2 protein-coding genes are annotated in these 931 nt (G+C 60.9%); both read right to left on the reverse strand.

Annotation, left to right across the window (positions count from 1 at the left end; translation table 11 throughout):
- Positions 1-268: SDR family NAD(P)-dependent oxidoreductase (locus tag E5W70_RS32520; RefSeq protein ID WP_292665468.1), on the reverse strand; the 268-nt coding region annotated here is incomplete at its 3' end.
- A partial coding sequence (locus E5W70_RS32525; protein WP_292665470.1) for a hypothetical protein occupies positions 265-931 on the reverse strand: 667 nt, incomplete at its 5' end. The genes E5W70_RS32520 and E5W70_RS32525, both read right to left, overlap by 4 nt.

Consider the following 931-nt stretch of genomic DNA (forward strand, 5'->3'; position numbering starts at 1 on the left):
CCAGGACATCACAGACCAGGCCGTGTGTGGACAGAAAGCCCTCCAGGCGCGTTGGCGCGTCGCCTGCCACGAGATCCAACTCGAGCGTGAATGCCTCGCCGCCCGCCTCCCGAACCTCAGACGCCGCGGCGGCCAAACCCTCAGGCGAGCGGGCAACCAGCACAACCGCACCGCGCTGCCTTGCAGCGACGCTCGCAATTGCCCGGCCAATTCCACCCGAGCCGCCAATCACGACGATAGCTGGCCGGAATTCACCGTGCGAATTCACGTCCTGTTCCTCTGTCTTGCAGGAGCGGCAACACCTTGACCGAGCAGCACCACTTCATTGGCGACAGTGCCGTTCAGAATCTTTTCAAATCTCTCCAGTGCACGTGCGACGTTCGCTCCATCCATGACCCGGTGATCGTAGTGGATGCGGACATTCACCGATCCGTCTTTGCCGATCGGACCGTAGTTGAGAAGCGTGGTCAGTGGTGTCAGCGGGTTGAGTGATTCCGCACCGAGACCAGAATAGACGGACAGTTGGAAGGTACCGAAGTAATTTGACCTTTGCCGGGCGATGTTCAACCCTAGCCACATAAGCAGCCACCTGACTGGCGCGGGCGCACCTGCCACCCGCAAGGCGCGCCGAAACTCCGGGACCTCCAGGATCGGCCGTGATCGAGCCGCGTGGATGGATGCCTCAAGTTCCGTGATGGAGTAGCGCTCCGGGCATTTGATGCGGCTCAGCAGAACGGCCGGCTCGCCATCATATTCGCGCTCGTGGGCAATCGAGGCTACGCTTGCCGGATACTCGTAAAGCTGCGGCCAGGGCAACTTGACATAAGCGCGCCGCAGTTCCGGCATCTCTAGGGCAAGAAGCGAATATCCTTTCAAGAAGATCGCGGTCCACGAGGGCCTGGTCTGCTGCGCCATTCTAGCCCTTACGAGT

The sequence above is a fragment of the Mesorhizobium sp. genome (assembly GCF_005063415.1).
GTDB lineage: Bacteria > Pseudomonadota > Alphaproteobacteria > Rhizobiales > Rhizobiaceae > Mesorhizobium.